Annotated in this window: 14 protein-coding genes and 5 pseudogenes; 9 read left to right on the forward strand and 10 right to left on the reverse strand. The window is 59.2% G+C overall.

The window, feature by feature from the left end; translation table 11 throughout:
• Positions 1-58 precede the first annotated feature (58 nt).
• Positions 59-364 (reverse strand): annotated as a pseudogene (locus Q7V03_RS01795) (IS110 family transposase); the annotation flags it as partial.
• Positions 365-688: 324 nt separating this feature from the next.
• Complete coding sequence (locus Q7V03_RS01800) at positions 689-1,726, reverse strand: IS110 family transposase (protein WP_304923902.1); 1,038 nt, start codon at positions 1,724-1,726, stop codon at positions 689-691.
• 172 nt (positions 1,727-1,898) lie between these two features.
• Here Q7V03_RS01800 and rfbC point away from each other — a divergent pair, with 172 nt between their 5' ends.
• From rfbC to Q7V03_RS01845, 9 genes and pseudogenes are all read left to right on the forward strand, one after another.
• Positions 1,899-2,462 carry a dTDP-4-dehydrorhamnose 3,5-epimerase gene (gene rfbC / locus Q7V03_RS01805; protein ID WP_304923903.1) on the forward strand — a complete coding sequence of 188 codons (564 nt, stop codon included), beginning with the start codon at positions 1,899-1,901 and terminating at the stop codon, positions 2,460-2,462.
• Complete coding sequence (gene rfbB, locus Q7V03_RS01810; RefSeq protein ID WP_304923904.1) at positions 2,459-3,502, forward strand: dTDP-glucose 4,6-dehydratase; 1,044 nt, start codon at positions 2,459-2,461, stop codon at positions 3,500-3,502. The genes rfbC and rfbB overlap by 4 nt, the downstream gene beginning before the upstream one ends.
• Positions 3,499-4,350 (forward strand): dTDP-4-dehydrorhamnose reductase, encoded by an 852-nt coding sequence (gene rfbD / locus Q7V03_RS01815; protein ID WP_304923905.1) that lies wholly within the window; start codon positions 3,499-3,501, stop codon positions 4,348-4,350. The genes rfbB and rfbD overlap by 4 nt, the downstream gene beginning before the upstream one ends.
• A complete protein-coding gene (gene rfbA, locus Q7V03_RS01820; RefSeq protein ID WP_304923906.1) occupies positions 4,347-5,219 on the forward strand; it encodes a glucose-1-phosphate thymidylyltransferase RfbA in 873 nt (290 codons plus the stop codon). The genes rfbD and rfbA overlap by 4 nt, the downstream gene beginning before the upstream one ends.
• A 186-nt stretch (positions 5,220-5,405) precedes the next feature.
• The gene (locus tag Q7V03_RS01825) at positions 5,406-5,738 is read left to right on the forward strand and encodes a plasmid pRiA4b ORF-3 family protein (protein ID WP_304923907.1); all 333 of its coding nucleotides are present in this window, start codon (positions 5,406-5,408) and stop codon (positions 5,736-5,738) included.
• Positions 5,653-5,946 (forward strand): helix-turn-helix domain-containing protein, encoded by a 294-nt coding sequence (locus Q7V03_RS01830; protein WP_304923908.1) that lies wholly within the window; start codon positions 5,653-5,655, stop codon positions 5,944-5,946. The genes Q7V03_RS01825 and Q7V03_RS01830 overlap by 86 nt, the downstream gene beginning before the upstream one ends.
• Before the next feature lie 255 nt (positions 5,947-6,201).
• Positions 6,202-6,574: pseudogene (locus tag Q7V03_RS23775) on the forward strand (ISKra4 family transposase); the annotation flags it as partial.
• Positions 6,575-6,688: 114 nt separating this feature from the next.
• A pseudogene (locus Q7V03_RS01840) lies at positions 6,689-7,498 on the forward strand (ISKra4 family transposase); the annotation flags it as partial.
• 17 nt (positions 7,499-7,515) lie between these two features.
• A pseudogene (locus Q7V03_RS01845) lies at positions 7,516-7,923 on the forward strand (transposase); the annotation flags it as partial.
• 291 nt (positions 7,924-8,214) lie between these two features.
• Here Q7V03_RS01845 and Q7V03_RS01850 read toward each other — a convergent pair.
• From Q7V03_RS01850 to Q7V03_RS01885, 8 genes and pseudogenes are all read right to left on the reverse strand, one after another.
• Positions 8,215-8,810, reverse strand: a pseudogene (locus Q7V03_RS01850) (IS630 family transposase); the annotation flags it as partial.
• An 87-nt stretch (positions 8,811-8,897) separates the two neighbouring features.
• The gene (locus Q7V03_RS01855) at positions 8,898-9,188 is read right to left on the reverse strand and encodes a dTDP-4-dehydrorhamnose 3,5-epimerase family protein (protein WP_304923910.1); all 291 of its coding nucleotides are present in this window, start codon (positions 9,186-9,188) and stop codon (positions 8,898-8,900) included.
• Between the two features lie 3 nt (positions 9,189-9,191).
• Complete coding sequence (locus tag Q7V03_RS01860) at positions 9,192-10,055, reverse strand: hypothetical protein (RefSeq protein ID WP_304923911.1); 864 nt, start codon at positions 10,053-10,055, stop codon at positions 9,192-9,194.
• A complete protein-coding gene (locus tag Q7V03_RS01865) occupies positions 10,052-11,086 on the reverse strand; it encodes a Gfo/Idh/MocA family protein (protein ID WP_304923912.1) in 1,035 nt (344 codons plus the stop codon). Before Q7V03_RS01865 ends, Q7V03_RS01860 begins: the two co-directional genes overlap by 4 nt.
• Positions 11,083-12,264 (reverse strand): NAD-dependent epimerase/dehydratase family protein, encoded by a 1,182-nt coding sequence (locus Q7V03_RS01870; RefSeq protein WP_304923913.1) that lies wholly within the window; start codon positions 12,262-12,264, stop codon positions 11,083-11,085. The genes Q7V03_RS01865 and Q7V03_RS01870 overlap by 4 nt, the downstream gene beginning before the upstream one ends.
• Positions 12,261-13,277 carry a hypothetical protein gene (locus Q7V03_RS01875; RefSeq protein ID WP_304923914.1) on the reverse strand — a complete coding sequence of 339 codons (1,017 nt, stop codon included), beginning with the start codon at positions 13,275-13,277 and terminating at the stop codon, positions 12,261-12,263. Before Q7V03_RS01875 ends, Q7V03_RS01870 begins: the two co-directional genes overlap by 4 nt.
• Entirely contained in the window at positions 13,270-14,247 is a 978-nt protein-coding gene (locus Q7V03_RS01880) for a hypothetical protein (protein WP_304923915.1), read from the reverse strand. Before Q7V03_RS01880 ends, Q7V03_RS01875 begins: the two co-directional genes overlap by 8 nt.
• 3 nt (positions 14,248-14,250) lie before the next feature.
• The gene (locus Q7V03_RS01885; RefSeq protein WP_304923916.1) at positions 14,251-14,871 is read right to left on the reverse strand and encodes a DapH/DapD/GlmU-related protein; all 621 of its coding nucleotides are present in this window, start codon (positions 14,869-14,871) and stop codon (positions 14,251-14,253) included.
• Positions 14,872-14,892: the final 21 nt, after the last annotated feature.

A 14,892-nucleotide genomic window follows, 5' to 3' on the forward strand; every position in this document is an offset into this window, starting at 1 on the left:
GTATAAAAACGCCCCAAAATGCTCCGAAGCCGCAGAATCTGATTAATTAGGGTACAGTGACAGCAGCCTCGCAAATCGCCTCGGCATCCGCCGCATCATTCTTCTGGCGCTTGACGAAGGGCTTCACGTAGGCGGGCGGGATCAGCCGCACGTCATGACCAAGTTTGCCAATCTCGCGGCCCCAGAAATGCGCGCCGCCACAGGCTTCCATCGCAACGACGCAGGGCTGCAACTGGCTGAAAAAGGCCAGCACCTGATCCCGCCTCAGCTTCTTGCGCAACTCCGTCCGCCCCGACGCGTCTGCCCCATAGACCTGAAAAACATTCTTCGCCAGGTCGAGCCCGACCGTGATAATCTCCGACATGACCATCCTCCTTTGTGGATCACTGCAGACCCACCTTCGCACATTGATGCCGTCGGGGGGCGGTTACATCATGTGTGGGTAGCCCCGGTTTTAGCGGGCTTTCGCCTCGGCTTGCATGATACGATCGAATGCGTCCATGTGTCAGGCCTTTTCTTGGGACACCTTGCCCAATGGCCGGTATGGGATTCGCGGGCTGTGGTCAAAACATCAGACCGAGCTCAAAGCTCACGATGTAACACTGATTTCCCCAACCCCGATCTGTCCGATCGATTTCATACTTGCTTCAGCTTCGCCCGCATTTTCGAGACGGTGCCGCTGACCTAGTCAGTTCGCCATCAGCGGTCCCCCTCGAAACTCTTCATTCTTTGTGATCATGGCCCACAGCATTCGGGCCATCTTGTTTGCCAGTGCGATGGCCGCGAGCATGCGTGGCTTGCGCGCCAAAATTCGCCCCAGCCAAGAGCTTTCCGCAGGTGGCCGAACCTTGGTTCCGGAAATTACCGCCATCGCGCCAATGATCAGCAGGCGCCGGATGTCGCGCTGACCGGACTTGCTCGTGCGTCCAAGCCTCTGCTTGCCGCCGCTGGAATGTTGTCGTGGAACGAGGCCCAACCATGCCGAAAAATCACGTCCTTGGCGGAAAGTCTCCATCGGCGGAGAGAAAGCCTCCAGTGCCATCGCGGTAATGGGACCGATCCCAGGCATCTTTTGCACGCGAGCAGAAAAGCGCGATCGGCGGCTCGCCGCTGCGATCTGTGCATCAAGCTCGGCAATCCGACGTGACAGGTCGCCGATCTGATCAAAGCAGAGTTGCGCCATATAGCGAACGGCAGGGGGAAGATCGTCGACCCACTCTTGACTCGGTTCCAGAACGGCCCGTAGCTTATCGACGTTCTCCCGCCCCTTGGCGGCGACCAGTCCGAACTCGGCGAGATGTCCGCGCAACGCATTGATCATCTGCGCCCGTTGCCCGACCAGCAGATCCCGCAACCTGAAAATCATGCCTAGACCTTGCTGCTCTGGCGTCTTTACTTCAACGAAACGCATAGTCGGCCGACTGCCTGCCTCTGCGATAGCCTCTGCATCCGCCATGTCGTTTTTCTGGCTCTTCACATACGGCTTGACGAACTTCGGGGCGATTAGGCGCACAACGTGTCCGAGGGCCGACAATGTGCGCGCCCAATGGTGAGCGGTCGCACAGGCCTCCATTGCAACGATGCACCCCGGGTGCGTCTGCATGAACGCCAAGAACTGCTTGCGCGACAGCTTCTTGCGGAACACCGCTTCACCTTCCGACGTCGCACCATGCAACTGAAAGACCTGCTTGGCCAGGTCAACGCCGATGATCGAAACTTCCTTCATAGCCAAATCCTCCTGATCCTGTCTGGATCACTATGGCACATAAGTGCCGTCAGGAGGGGCTACCCAACCCATCATCAGAGCCCCAAATCATTCGAAGACGAACAATCCGGTCTATGACAAGCTGCGGGCTTGCGCTATTCCAAAGCTGCAGATGTATGAATGGGTTTGAGACATGCAGATTGAAGAAACGTCACTGGCGGGTGTGCTGATTGTGACGCCGAAGCGCTTTGGCGATGATCGCGGCTGGTTTTCTGAGACTTGGAATGCGGAAGCGATGGCGGCGGCTGGGCTTGATCTGAGCTTTGTGCAGGACAATCACTCGATGTCGGCACTGGTCGGCACGGTGCGGGGGTTGCATTATCAGGCTCCGCCACGGGCGCAGGACAAGCTGGTGCGCTGCACTTCTGGGATGATTTTCGATGTGGCGGTGGATTTCCGGCGCGGGTCTCCGACGTTTGGGAAATGGGTGGGCGTGGATTTGTCGGCAGCGAATGGGCGGCAGTTGCTGGTGCCAAAGGGGTTTTTGCATGGGTTTGTCACCCGCGCTGTGAACACCGAGGTGCAGTATAAATGCACCGATGTTTATGCGCCCGACTGTGACGGGGGTGTGCGCTGTGATGATCCCGAGATCGGGATTGATTGGGGGCTTTCGGGGACTCCGGTCTTGTCTGGTAAAGATGCCGTGGCGCCTTTGTTACACGATGTGGCATCGCCGTTTGAATGGGTAGCCGCATGAAGATTTTGGTGACGGGTGGCGCGGGCTTTATCGGCTCGGCTGTGGTGCGGCTTGCGGTTTCTCGCGGGCATGAGGTGGTCAATCTGGATGCGCTGACCTACGCTGCGTGTCTGGAGAATGTGGCGAGCGTGGCAGGGTCGAACCTGTATAGCTTTGAGCAGGCGAATATCCGGGATCGCGCGCGGCTGGATGAGATTTTCAGTCTGCATCGCCCGGATGTGGTGATGCATCTTGCCGCCGAAAGCCATGTGGATCGCAGTATTGACGGGCCGGGGGATTTCATCCTGACCAATATCAACGGCACCTATAACATGCTGGAGGCGGCGCGGGCCTATTGGATTGGCGCTGGCAAACCTGCGGGCTTCCGCTTTCATCATATCAGCACGGATGAGGTGTTTGGATCGTTGGGCGCGGAAGGCCAGTTCACCGAGGACACCTCTTACGATCCGCGCAGCCCCTATTCCGCCAGCAAGGCGGCCAGCGACCATCTGGTGCGGGCTTGGCATGAAACCTACGGTTTGCCGGTGGTGCTGACGAATTGCTCGAACAATTATGGTCCGTTCCATTTCCCGGAAAAGCTGGTGCCAGTGGTGATTTTGAACGCTTTGGCGGGCAAGCCTTTGCCGATTTATGGCGACGGATCGAACGTGCGCGACTGGCTTTATGTCGAAGATCACGCCGATGCTTTGTTGGTGGTGGTGGAAAAAGGCAAGCTGGGGCGCAGCTATAACATTGGCGGCGAGAATGAGCGCAGCAACCTGCAACTGGTGCGGACTCTGTGCGGGATTCTGGACGTGAAGCAGCCGAAGGCTGCGGGGTCGTATGCGGATCAGATCACTTACGTGACGGACCGCCCCGGCCATGATGCGCGCTACGCCATTGATCCATCGCGGATCAGGGACGAACTGGGTTGGCGGCCAAGCGTGACCGTCGAGCAGGGCTTGGAGAAAACCGTGCAATGGTATCTGGACAACGAGGCATGGTGGAAGCCATTGCAGGCCCGCGCTGGCGTGGGTGTCCGGTTGGGAGTGAAGGCTTGAAAGCGCTTGTTTTTGGGAAAACCGGCCAAGTGGCGCAGGAATTGGCGCGGCGGTTGCCTGCCGGGGTGACGGCAGAGTTTCTGGACCGGGATCAGGCTGATTTGTCTGATCCGGCGGCTTGTGCGGCAGCAGTTATGGCTAGCGATGCTGATGTGGTGATCAACGCCGCGGCCTGGACTGCGGTGGACAAGGCTGAAACCGAAGAGGCTGCAGCGCTGATCGTGAATGGCGATGCACCCGGGGCTATGGCGCGGGCGGCGGCGGCGCGGGGTTTGCCGTTTTTGCATATCTCGACGGATTATGTCTTCGATGGCGCGGGGGATCAGCCGTTTGGCGTCGGTCATCCGGTGGCTCCGCTGGGCGCTTATGGCCGCACCAAGCTGGCAGGTGAGCAAGCTGTGCAGGCTGCGGGTGGGGTGCATGTGATCATGCGCACCTCTTGGGTGGTCTCGGCGCATGGCGCGAATTTCGTCAAGACCATGCTGCGGCTGGGCGCTACACGCGACAGCTTGAACGTGGTGGCGGATCAGATCGGCGGGCCGACGGCTGCTGCGGATATTGCCGACGCTTTATATGTGATGGCGGCTGGGTTGCTTGCGGGCAAGCCCGGTGGCGTGGAGCACTTTGCGGGCGCGCCGGATTGCTCTTGGGCGGATTTCGCGCGAGAGATTATGGCGCGGGCGGGTTTGACCTGTGTGGTGCAGGGCATCCCATCAAGCGCTTATCCAACCCCTGCCAAGCGCCCGCTGAATTCACGGCTTGATTGCAGCGGTTTGGCGGGGTTTGGCCATGCGCGGCCAGATTGGCGGAATGGTTTGGACAATATTTTGCAGGAGTTGGCAGTATGACGCGCAAAGGAATCATTCTGGCGGGCGGCTCTGGCACCCGGCTGTGGCCGATCACCATGGGCGTCAGCAAGCAGTTGTTGCCGATCTATGACAAGCCGATGATCTATTATCCTTTGTCGGTGCTGATGCTGGGCGGGGTGCGTGAAATTGCCATCATCACCACGCCAGACGATCAGAGCCAGTTCATCCGGCTATTGGGCGATGGCAGCCAGTGGGGGATTTCCCTAACTTATATCGTGCAGCCTAGCCCTGACGGGCTGGCACAGGCGTATCTGCTCGCCAAAGACTTTTTGGCAGGGGCACCCAGCGTGCTGGTGTTGGGCGACAATATCTTCTTTGGGCATGGGTTGCCCGAGATTTTGGCCTCGGCAGCAGCAAAGACGGTGGGCGGCACGGTATTTGGTTACCGCGTGACCGACCCAGAGCGTTATGGTGTGGTGCGGTTTGATGCAGCGGGCAATGTGCAGGCGATCATCGAGAAGCCCGAAGTGCCGCCGTCTAATTATGCGGTGACGGGTCTGTATTATCTGGATGGCCGCGCGCCGGAACTGGCGGCACGGGTGCAGCCCTCGCCGCGCGGCGAGTTGGAGATTGCTGATCTGTTGGAGATCTATCGCGCCGAGGGAAGTCTGACGGTCGAGAAAATGGGCCGGGGCTTTGCTTGGCTGGACACTGGGACACATGGCAGCTTGCTGGATGCGGGGAATTTCGTGCGCACCTTAGAGGCGCGGCAAGGGTTGCAGGTGGGTTGCCCGGATGAAATCGCCTTTCGCGCGGGCTGGATCGGTAAGGACGCCTTGCTGGCGCGGGCGGATATTTTCAGAAAGAACGACTATGGTAGATATTTGCTGGGGATTGTTTCCGAGTAATCGGTTAATAATCGCGTTAAGACGCTTATTGGCCCAGTCACCTCATAGGTTACAAAACGAACGCATGGTGGAGAGTACCCCAAAGCGTGGGGCAATTGTGTTTTCGGGATGATCTGACATATTTCCTGGATGCCTGTACCGTCAGAAATTCTTCAACTCAAACTTCGGCTTTTGGGGATCAGCCCGATGGTCTGGCGACGCGTGTTTGTTTCTTCGTCAATCACCTTACGTGAGTTGCACGGGATACTTCAGGTTGCGATGGGATGGGACGGCATTCACCTGTTCCAGTTTGATATTCGCGCCGTGGATTATGGGTCTTGGGAATTGCATGCAGCGAGTCCTGATGTTCCACTGAGCGGCTTTGGGTTTTGCCGGAACGACAGGCTTTCCTACATCTACGATATGGGGGGATATTGGAAACACGAAGTCCGAGTTGAAGCTAGCCCTTGGAGGAGTAAACCTGACCAGTTCCGCTGGGAAGCTGACGATGGGCGTGATCAACGCCGTCGCGCAGTTTGAGCGCGACCTTCTGATTGAGCGCACACAGGCAGGGCTGGCCCGCGCGAAATCTGAGGGAAAAACCTTGGGCCGTCCGCCCGCGCTGTCAGGCGAACGACATGATCTCGTGCGTCAACGGCTGGCCAATGGCGACAGTGTCTCTACCATCGCACGGGACATCAAAACCAGCAGGCAAACAATTATGAGGGCGCGCGACGCGGCAGGGTAAGAGGGAACAGCAGAGATGGACATATCGATCAAGATTGCAATCACCGCCCCAGATGGGGTGGTGCATGAGCATGAAATTGCAGCTTTTGAAAAGGGGTTCGAAAGCGCCGCTGAGATAGGGCTCTCCATTGAAGACAGCAAGGCGTTGCTGTTGAATTTGCAGCAAGAAATCGTTGCCGCACAAACAGCGGCGTTCTGTGCCGACCGTTCCACATGTCCGTGTTGCGCAGGGAGGCTTAGGCGCAAAGGCAGTAAGGCTATTCAATATCGAACCGTCTTTGGCGATATCACCATATCCAGCCCGCGTTTATACCATTGCCGCTGCCATACCGGATATGCCCAAACGTTCAGCCCGCTGACAGAGCTGCTCCCCCACCATGTCGCGCCAGAAATGCTCTGGCTGGAAACGAAGTGGGCGTCTTTGGTCTCATATGGCGTCACGGTAGATTTGCTCAAAGACGTGCTGCCAATCGACAAACGACTAAACGCGGAAACGGTGCGCAGGCATTTGGGGCGTGTAGCAAGCCGGATGGAAACTGAACTGGCGGACGAACGGTACAGCTTTGTCGAGACTAACGCTTATGAACGGGACCGACTTCCCAATCCGGCAGGGGAATCGCGTTTGGGTCTGGGTGGTCGCGTTGAAGTTTTTCGACATGGGATTCCGGTATCGAACACGACGAGGCGCGTCTTTTGTTCCCAGTATGTTCTCGTATTTCACCCATGGATTTCCAAACGCGATAGCCCTGCCCAATCCGGAAGGCCCGATCACGGTTGGCATTGATGGTGGATATGTTCGGTCACGCGAAAAAGGCCAATCTCACTTTGAGGTCATGGTTGGCAAATCCATTCCTACAGATCGCCCGGATCTCTACCTTGGCCTTGTGCAAAGCCATGATGAAAAGCCCAAGCGGCGATTGCATGAGATTCTGAAAGACCAGGGCTGGCAGGAAAACCAGCAGGTCACATTCATGACCGATGGCGGTGATACCGTCATCAAGATCGCTCGTGATATGGCGCCTGCATCTGAGCATCTTCTGGACTGGTTCCATATCACGATGCGCATCACCGTGATGCATCAGTATGTCAAAGGCCTTGCCCATCTGAGCCCAGAGGAAGCCGAGGAGATGGCCAGATCCCTTCGCCAGATCAAAGGGTGTCTATGGAATGGCAACCTGCATGATGGGCAGGCGGCCATCGATGACCTAGTCATGGATCTTGACGAGATTGAAACAGGGTACGCCAGTACCAAGGCCCTGCGCAAAGCCGCTAATGAATTCCAGACCTATATCGCCAACAATGCTTGGATGATCCCCAACTATGCAGAGCGGCGACGTTATGGCGAGCGTGTGTCCACAGGTTTTGTTGAAAGCACCGTCAACACCGTCGTGGGCAAGCGGTTCTGCAAGCGTCAGCAGATGCGGTGGTCAAAAACAGGGGCTCACCTCATGCTGCAAACACGCACGCGCACGCTGGATGGCACCCTGCGCACGAAGTTCCAGCAATGGTATCCGGGGATGAAAGCCGACGGAGAAATCAAAATGGCAGCATGATTGCCCCACGCTTTGGGGTTCTCTCGGCGACGGTGGTGGCCGAGATTGGCGACATCACGCGGTTTGGAAACCCCCGGCAGCTGATGGCTTGGCTCGGCCTGGTTCCCAGTGAACATTCCAGCGGGTCCACAACGCGACGTGGCCGATTGACCAAGAGCGGCAATGCGCTTGCGCGGACCATGTTGGTGGAAGCAGGGTGGTCCTACCGCCACATGCCGAAGGAAGGACACCCGTATCTGAAACGCGCGGCCCATCTGCCGCAGGAAATCCGCGACATCGGATGGAAAGCCCAAACCCGACTGTGCAAACGGTTCCGTCACCTGTCAAATGCTGGGAAGCCGCAGCCTCGGGTGTTGGCCGCCATCGCCCGTGAATTGGCGGGCTTCATCTGGGACATCGCGCGCAAGACACCGCTCGCCACCTGAGACAAGGTTCCAGCCTGCCTGTGCAGTAAGCTGGAGATGGGGGCCATGATTGGGGAACCCTCGGCGTACGTTGGGAAAAACATCCGCCCTTAGAGAGAGGCAAGCCCACATCGAATTTGGTCAGGCGGTATCCAGCCCGCGGATGAGAGCATGATAACCATCGGTTCGGCCAACCGTCTCCAGCGCCTGCACAGGCTACATGATTTGACCAACCCGCTCTGGCGGGGTATTCTTGCCATGCCGGAAAAACCGAAAACGCTCATGAGAGCGTAGGATTCCGCCCCCACCCGGAACAGACCCCTGCTGGCCGACGCGCGCTTCATCTTGGAACCAGATATCCAGCGGCTTTCCCTTCGCCGCTTCGGGGAGCACCGCCGCTACCGCTTCGGGGAATTTTTTTTGAACGCCTCTTGCGCTGCCGGGTCCGACTTCGGGTGCTGCGGGCGCACGGACAGCCGCCGAAAGCCCAGTGCCGCCAGTTGCTTGCCGACGCTGCGCTCGTGCCGCACGACGCCGAATTCCGCCTTGATGCGGTGCTGCAGGTCACGGCGACGCCAGCGCACCACGCCGTCGCGCACCGGGTCTGGACCGGCCTCGACCCAGGCCGCAAGCGCGGCCAGTTGCTCGGGCGTCAGCCGCCGGGGGCGGTGCGGCACAATCCGGTTCACAAGCCCGGAGATGCCCTCGGCATTGTAGCGGTGCACCGAGTCCCTGAGCGTCTGCCGGTCCATCCCGCAGGTCTGCGCCGCCGTTGTGCGGCCAACGCCCTCCAGAACCAGCGCAATCGCCAGCATCCGCCGCGCGCCCCGCGAGTCCTTCGTCTTGCCCGCCGCCGCGCGCAACTCCGTCGCCGTCAATTCCCGCCGCGTGATCGCAATCCCTGCCATGCCTGCCTCCTGTCCTTCAGGTGGCATTGATTCAGACTTCGCGAGGCTTGGGAATCCCAAAAGAATCAGACCGAAATGCCGTTGGTATCAGACCCCGATCACCACCTTCGGAAACTGAATGCCCTTAAAATCAATCACCTCGACAGTCCTCGCATGCCACGCCCTGCAACCATCTGACAACAATTCCATGTCCGCCAAGCCGTAGGAAGACGAAAGTTTGCGGCACAACCAATGATTGTCCTGTACGAACACGACAGGCACACCAGCCGTCGCCATGCACGCCGAATTATAGGTTGCGCTGAACCAGCCACACTCATCCCCGACCCGTTGCGGCATCAGGATCAGCACCCCATCCAAGGCTGTCGTCTCGATCTTCATGATTCACCTTTGTTGAATGGCTTCCGCGTTTGCAACAATGTTCTTAGGGTTGGATGACCCAAACAAGATTGCATCGACTACCCCAGTATCAACCGCACGCAAGGTGTCATTCAGCGCGTCTTGTGCCAAGCCTTTACAGGAGGAAAAGACCGACATCGCAATGTTGCGTGTCTTGCCGGAGGCAAAGGAGGCTCTGACCATTTGTGACGACGGGTTCATTCGATAACCACCTTGATTGTAGTTTGCGCAAACCCAAGGCCGGTCAAGACCTATCCTTTCCGTAAGCGCCTGCACGGTCGCGGGATGGTTCATGGTGATGAAACCGGGCACCGCACCCAGTTTTTCGACCGCGCGGGCAAAGCCCTCCAACTCGCGGTAACGCTCCATCGCCAGCAGGAAATCAGTTGCTGCATTTTGCAGAAAGATGCCGCGCATGGGCAGTCCCTTGCACATCAGAATCTCGATCTGCGTCAGAAGCGAGATCAGCGCCCCAGTGCGTCCCAGCAACATCCCAAAAGTTGCCGGCAAGATGCCCAGCGGATTAGCCTGCCAAAGCGGCATGATGACCGCCGAAACCAGCCCGTCATTGCTGAGCCGGTTCCAGTATTTGTGCGCATAGGGCAGACACGGTGTATACTGCATGCCCTTGAACAAGTTGGAACGGCGGATCTCGTCAAAGACCAGATCGTAGCGTTCATGCGTGGTGAACATGAAGTCGCGCAGACCGGCATCATAGGCGGCCCCCAGCACCTCGATGATCTGGTCGGGGTTGCTGAAACGCTGGAACAACTCTGCGGCTTTGGCCTGATTGGCGTGGTTGACGCCCAGAAACTGATTGTCACCGAAAACGGCGCGGCCATAGGTCATTTCAGGCCTGCCTTTCCGGCTATGGCGTCGATCAGCGCATCCACTTCAAAGCCATCCGCAAGGTCGGGGGCCTTTCCGTTCCGGCAGGCCGGATCGACATGAAAGTCGCGCCCCAGACAGGCTGTCAGGAAATCTTCGATCTCAAGCGAGAATTCTTCGCCGCGCAGATAAAAGCCGACGTTGGGTTGGCGCACCGGCGCGTCCAGTTCATCCCGCACCGCTTGGGGCAGGGAGGCATCGAGGTGCCAGTCGATTTCAACAGCCGAATTGTCGACCCGCACCCTCGCATGTTCGAAATCGACAGTGAACTCGATCACCGACTTGCGCTTGGCGGCATCGCACCAATCGGCTTCAACGCGGCCCTCGATGCCCGAAACATGCTGCCACTGCACGTCAAAGCGATCATCCGCGCGGGTGCAAAAGGTCTTTCCTTCGGTCGCCGTGGCAATCTGCGCCACTGGGCCAAAGATGAACCGGCACAGGTCGATAATGTGCGGGCCGTATTCGTTCAGACAGCCGCCGCCGCGCATGTAATCGCCGCGCCAGTCTGTGTCGGCCAGCGCTTTGGTGATCACGTTTCCCCGCATAGTTGAGACATAGCCCCGCACCGCACCCAATCGACCATCCTCCACAAGGGTCTGAAGATGGCGGAAGGTGGCGACATAGCGCAGCACAAAGCCCATCTGCGCCGCAACTCCGGCCTGGGCGGCCAAGGCCACCAAATCGCTGCTGCGGATGATATCAAGCGTCAGCGGTTTTTCCACAAAGAACGGCAGTTTCTGCGCAATCGCCCAGCGGGCCAGACCGTAGTGCACCGGAGTTGGCGTGGCGATAAGCACGCCGTCTACCTTGTCCAACCGGCGCAAGGCGTCATCGACCGATGCGAAGGTGCGGTAGCCCAACAGCCGGAACACCATGCGGGTCACCCGCTTGGTGTCGCACAGGGCCACCTGCGACTTGCCGACATATCGGCCGATCAAGGCAAGGTGGGACATGCCCATCTTGCCCCCGCCGACCACCAGAATGCTCATAGTGCCGTCTCCGTCCCGGCACCTGCGGCCGCGACTTCGGTGGTGTCCTGCATCAGGCCACGTTCGCGCAATTCGTTCAAAGATCGTTCATAGGCGCTGCTTTTGGGGCCTTGTCTCGCCGCCCAGCCCGCAAATTGCCGGATGCCTTCGGCGAATGACATGCGAGGTTCGAAACCCAAAGCCGCGCGGATGCGGCCGAGATCGGCACTGTTGTGACGGATGTCACCAAGACGGAACGCGCCGGTGACCCGCGCCACGGTGTCAGAGCCATAGGCCACGCGCAGTTGGTTGACTACCTCAAGCACCGTGGTGCGCACGCCAGAACCGACGTTGAAGACCTGACCGGCAGCGGCGGGCAGTTCGATGGCCCGACAGGTTGCGTCGACCACATCGTCGATGAACACGAAGTCGCGGCTTTCCAGCCCGTCCTCGAAGACGTTGATCTCACCGCCTTGCATGATGATGTTCGAGAAGATCGACAAGATCCCAGTATAGGGATTGGACAGCGATTGTCCAGGCCCGTAGACGTTCTGATAGCGCAGCGCCACGGGTTCGATGGCGATGGTCGGGCAGACCGTCATCACCAGCTGTTCCTGCACTTGCTTGGTGACGCCGTAAACCGAAGACGGATGGATGCGCGATTCTTCGTCGGTGTCGGCGTCCGTCAAAGCCTGACCCTGCGCATCATACAGATCGAACTGACCGGCCTGCATATCGGCGGCGCGCCGTTGCACAGGGTAGACCGGCGACCCATCGGCGGTCAGATACTTGCCCTCTCCATAGATCGACCGCGATGAGGCCACCACCATCCGTTTGACTCCATGATCCTTCTGTTCGGCCAGAATGTTCAGCATCATCGCCGTGGCCTGAATGTTCACTGCCGTGTAATGTTCGACCATATACATCGACTGACCCGTGCCGGTTTCGGCGGCTAGATGCACGATCACCTCTTGCCCGTGCATGGCTTTTGTCAAGGTGGCGCGCTCGGTGACCGAGCCTTTGATGAACCGCGCCTTGCCGGTGATCGCCTGAAACAGCGGCGAGTCATCGGGGTTGTCGCCGTGAATCTGCGGGGACAGGTTGTCCAGCACCGTGATGGTGTGACCACGGCGGAACAGTTCGGCCACAAGGTTCGATCCGATGAAACCTGCGCCGCCGGTGACCAGAATGCGTGTCATGCCTTTTCTCCTTCAAATCCATGTTTCAGCGCGGCTGGGCTTTTGCCTTCGGCCAGCAACTCATCAAAGAAATCGTCCACGCTGCGGGTTTGGGGCGCGGGGCAGTGGCGCGCAAGGTCCAAAAGCAGGGCGCGCAACTGTCCTTGCGTGGCATCCGCGCCCAGATGCGCAATGGCGCCCGGCGCAAAGATACCGCTTGCCACGGCCGCGCTGTTGTTGGTCAGGATCGCCACGCCCAGACCTTGCGCCTCAAAACAGCGCACGGTGATGCCGCTTTGCCGGGGATGCGCATAGTCGAAAGTCACGCGCGACGCCCCAAGCGCCGCCATCGCCTTGGCATAGGGCAGTGGCGTGAAAGAGATGTGACGCCACAGCTGCAGGTACAGCATCGGCTGGCGGACAAACCCAAGCAGAAAAAGCAGGCGGCTGCTTTCATACAGAAAGACAAAAGGCGTCCAGCCGGGAGGCAGCGCCTCAAGCAACCGTTTGGCATAGCTCAGACGGTCGGAATGCACGCGCTGAATGATCGACACATTATAAGCGCGCGGGGAGTCGGGCACCGCCGACACCGCACTGAACAGGTGCACCAAGGGCAGACCCGTTGCGGCAGCATCTTCGATGTCAAAGGTCGCGTAGCGGTCTGTACGCAGATACCAGTCGCGCGCCGAGGGGTTGAAGGCAAAGCTGTCAAAGTTGTATCCCACGATCCGCTGCGCCCGGCTGTGCAAATAGCTCAACGCCGCGTTGCCAAGGCCCCGGCCCTTGATGATCAACACCAGATCATAGGACGGACGGCCGTCTAACTGCGCCTTCAGCCGCCGCAAGGTGGTGCGGCGCAGCAGGGGCAGCGCAAGCTTGCCCATCAATTTGCCCAGCGGATTGGCCGGAAATTCCTCGTTCAACAGATCGACCTGATAGCCGCGCTTTTCCAACGCAGCGGCCAGCGTGCGGTGAAAGCTGTAAAAGGTTAGCGGTGCGATGAGCAGGCAGCGGCGCGGCGCAGGTTCAGTCATGGCCGCCCCCCAAGGAAAGAACCGGGTCCAGACCGATCAGCCGACGGGCAAAGCTTTGGACCTGATATTCGGGAAAGCGCGCCTCGGGATCGGCCAAGGGGACCTTCAGAAAGGCGTCTATGCCCGAAAAGTCCAGATCCTGGAACACATGGATGCGGTCCGGGGTGTAGAACGGCTCTTGCCGCACCCAATCGTTGTTGGTGATGATCTTCTTGCCCGCGCACAGGCTTTCCATCATCCGCATCGTCTGGCCCGACTGGCTGTGATTGGCGAAATCGAAGGCGGCCGCGCTGGCTGCGATCATCGCGCGAAACTCGGGCTCGGGGATCGACCTCAGCGTCACGCCCCGCGGCCAAATTCTGGCACGCAGCATGTGAAGCAGCACGACAGGGCTGATCTTCAGATGCTGGCGGAAGGCGACGCCGTGCCGCGCGCAATAATCGCGAAAAGCGCCCACCGCGTGATAGCGGCCCAGCCGGACGATGTTGCCCACCATATAGACCGACTGCTGCGCGCCATGGCCCAAACCCTGCCAAGGTCGGATGCAGAACAGCGGCAGATAGCCGAACCCATGCGCCGCCGCGTCGCGGCGATCAAAGGTCAGCACCCGATCAAACTGCGCCGTGTGGGCGCGGTAGTCATGGGTGGTGATCGCATCCCAGTTGTACAGGGTGAACTCGGCCTGCGGCTGAGACTGGCGCAGCGCGGCCAGTGTTGCGAGGTCCATCTGATGAACCTGCAGAAACACCACCTTGTCATAGGTCACGCCCCGCGCCGCATCGACCGCAGCCCGCAGATGCCGTTCCACCGACCGCTCATAAAGCGGGCGGGCCAAAGTGCGCAGCACCTTCTGCGCCACGCTGCGGGGCTGAATGTCGACATAGGTGACCTCGGCCCCCAGCAACCGCATCTCGTCAATGATCGCACGGGTGTAGGCGTGGTATTGGATGCCGACGAACAGGATTTTCATGTGTCAGCCTTTCTCATTCAAAGCTGAAATGGCATCTGGCTGGCCTGTGCGGTTCCATGCCCCGCTGGCGGCATCAAATTGACGGACAACGCGGGCCGGAGCGCCAACGGCAACGCAGTAGTCCGGCAGATCAGACAGCACGACGGAATTCGCCCCGACCACACAGCCCCGTCCCACGCTGGCCCCGATGACGCAGACGTTTTGCCCCAGCCAACTGCCGCGCCCGATGCGCACCGGTGCCAGTTGTTGCACCGGCTGGCGCAGGATGGGGGTGTCGGGCAAGTCATAGCCGTGGCCGTTGTCCGAAACATAGACGTTGCCTGCCGTCAGGACTTCATCTTCAAAGATCACGGAACGGGTTGCGTAGATATGGTTGTGCGCCCCAAACTTGCACCCATCTCCGATGCGAAGCTCGCAGCGATCCACGCCCGTATGCGGCACCGCAGCCAGCAACGCGCCATCCGCGATGTAGACGTTGTTCCCGATGCTGATCCTGCCAATCCCTTCGATTCCACGCGGCCGCAAAACCGCTGAACGCTTGCCGAAGCTGCCAAAGAACGGTGCTACGGTGATGCGGAACAAAACGCGGGCTGCCAGATTTTGAAACCGAAAGAGGGTAAACATCTGTGTGTGATATCCTGAGAT

It is taken from the genome of Cypionkella sp., from assembly GCF_030652235.1.
In the GTDB taxonomy this organism is placed as follows: Bacteria; Pseudomonadota; Alphaproteobacteria; order Rhodobacterales; family Rhodobacteraceae; genus Cypionkella.

Excerpts from the sequence above, each read along its gene's own strand:
- Q7V03_RS01825 (WP_304923907.1), top strand. The coding sequence starts at position 5,406 with ATGGTCTGGCGACGCGTGTTTGTTTCTTCGTCAATCACCTTACGTGAG.
- Q7V03_RS01875 (WP_304923914.1), bottom strand. The coding sequence starts at position 13,277 with ATGACTGAACCTGCGCCGCGCCGCTGCCTGCTCATCGCACCGCTAACC.
- Q7V03_RS01880 (WP_304923915.1), bottom strand. The coding sequence starts at position 14,247 with ATGAAAATCCTGTTCGTCGGCATCCAATACCACGCCTACACCCGTGCG.
- rfbA (WP_304923906.1), top strand. The coding sequence starts at position 4,347 with ATGACGCGCAAAGGAATCATTCTGGCGGGCGGCTCTGGCACCCGGCTG.
- Q7V03_RS01865 (WP_304923912.1), bottom strand. The coding sequence starts at position 11,086 with ATGAGCATTCTGGTGGTCGGCGGGGGCAAGATGGGCATGTCCCACCTT.
- Q7V03_RS01800 (WP_304923902.1), bottom strand. The coding sequence starts at position 1,726 with ATGAAGGAAGTTTCGATCATCGGCGTTGACCTGGCCAAGCAGGTCTTT.
- Q7V03_RS01860 (WP_304923911.1), bottom strand. The coding sequence starts at position 10,055 with ATGACCTATGGCCGCGCCGTTTTCGGTGACAATCAGTTTCTGGGCGTC.
- rfbC (WP_304923903.1), top strand. The coding sequence starts at position 1,899 with ATGCAGATTGAAGAAACGTCACTGGCGGGTGTGCTGATTGTGACGCCG.
- rfbB (WP_304923904.1), top strand. The coding sequence starts at position 2,459 with ATGAAGATTTTGGTGACGGGTGGCGCGGGCTTTATCGGCTCGGCTGTG.
- Q7V03_RS01855 (WP_304923910.1), bottom strand. The coding sequence starts at position 9,188 with ATGAAGATCGAGACGACAGCCTTGGATGGGGTGCTGATCCTGATGCCG.
- Q7V03_RS01870 (WP_304923913.1), bottom strand. The coding sequence starts at position 12,264 with ATGACACGCATTCTGGTCACCGGCGGCGCAGGTTTCATCGGATCGAAC.
- Q7V03_RS01885 (WP_304923916.1), bottom strand. The coding sequence starts at position 14,871 with ATGTTTACCCTCTTTCGGTTTCAAAATCTGGCAGCCCGCGTTTTGTTC.